The organism is Rhizobium sp. CCGE 510, assembly GCF_000292525.1.
Classification (GTDB): Bacteria; Pseudomonadota; Alphaproteobacteria; order Rhizobiales; family Rhizobiaceae; genus Rhizobium.
Genome location: NZ_AEYF01000056.1, coordinates 1 through 1,386 on the forward strand (window position 1 = coordinate 1; position 1,386 = coordinate 1,386).

General features: G+C 54.8%; 1 protein-coding gene. It reads left to right on the forward strand.

The features are described 5' to 3' along the window. Positions 1–521: 521 nt before the first annotated feature. A partial coding sequence (locus tag RCCGE510_RS32160) for a C45 family peptidase (protein WP_007637495.1) occupies positions 522–1,386 on the forward strand: 865 nt, incomplete at its 3' end.

Below are 1,386 nucleotides of genomic sequence, written 5' to 3' on the forward strand. Positions count from 1 at the left end.
ACGTACATAAACTGACTCGACAGGGCCTAGATCTTCATGGGGTATAGCTTCCGCTTTAAGCTCCAAGCGAAAAGCTGAATGTTCTTGTTCTCGTGCGCGGCGAGCTTGTCTTAGCGAGGGCGTGGATGTTCCGATGGACGTATCGGCCCCATCCAGTTTGCGGCGAGAGTCGGTCATGAAATTTGGTCCTTATCACGTGGATTTGTGAAACATATGGATCATGAAATGAGAACCTGCAACACTTAACTTACTTTCGGCGCGATTGGCATGAGACTATCAGCGCCCAAGGTTTTCGGTAGCATTGCACCCGTGTGAATTTGGACACTACCCAACATTCAAAGTGGATTTGAAACACTTGACGCATAAATTAGTGATATGTATCAAATGACGCAAATGGTGCGTTTGGGCACAAGATTGCAGAAATTTCATGGGCAAGTTGATGGGTGCCTAGAGTTAGTCGCAAAGCCGTGCCGCTGGAAATCGCGCCCCCAACACTGACATTGAGTGAAACAGAGGATATTATGGCAAAGAACCCCATCACCCGCGTTCGCGCAAAGGGCAATGCCTTCGAGATTGGCTGTGCGCTCGGAAAGGCCAATGCGACAAGCTTCCTCGAGTATCGCCTCGGCAGCGAGCAATTTCGCGCCCTGGATGCTCGCTGGCGTGGATCGGAATATCTGAAGAATTTGGAAGCTGCAGCCCGCGGGACCTATCCCCGCTACGTGCGCGAAATGGAGGGGATCGCAGCAGGCGCCGGCAAAGATTTCGAGACGATCTTCCTATTGAATTGCCAGGCCGACCTGCAAATTCCGGAAACCGTCTCCGCGACAAAACCTGTTGCCGGGATGGGCTGCACAACTGTTCTAATGCCGGCGGAAGGCAACGGGCCGGCGGTTATCGCCCACAATGAGGACGGAGAGCCCGAATCCCTTGGTGCCAATTTCTGGGTAGAGATTGAGCCCGATGAGGGGCCGGCGTGGAGCAGCTTTATGACCGCGGGCATGCTCCCGGGCGGTACCTTCGGCTTGAACGAGACCGGCATCGTTCAGACGATCAACGAGATCACCCCCAACGATCAAAAGCCTGGCGTGCCCCGGCAGGTTCTCTGCCGCGCTATCCTCAATGCAAAAAGCCTGGAAGAAGCCGTAGGCATTTTAAAGCGCAACGACCGCTCCTGCGGATTCCATCACACTCTTGGCAATGCCAAGACCCGCAAAGTACTCTCTGTTGAAGCGCCCGCCTCGGGGTGCGTCGTTGTAGAAGTTGCTGAGCCACGAGCACATGCCAACCATCTGCTTTCGAGCGAATTCAGTGCGCTGAGGCAGACCATCGGTGCGTCGTCCCACGATCGGCAAGCGGCGGCGGATCGGATGATTGCCGATGGAG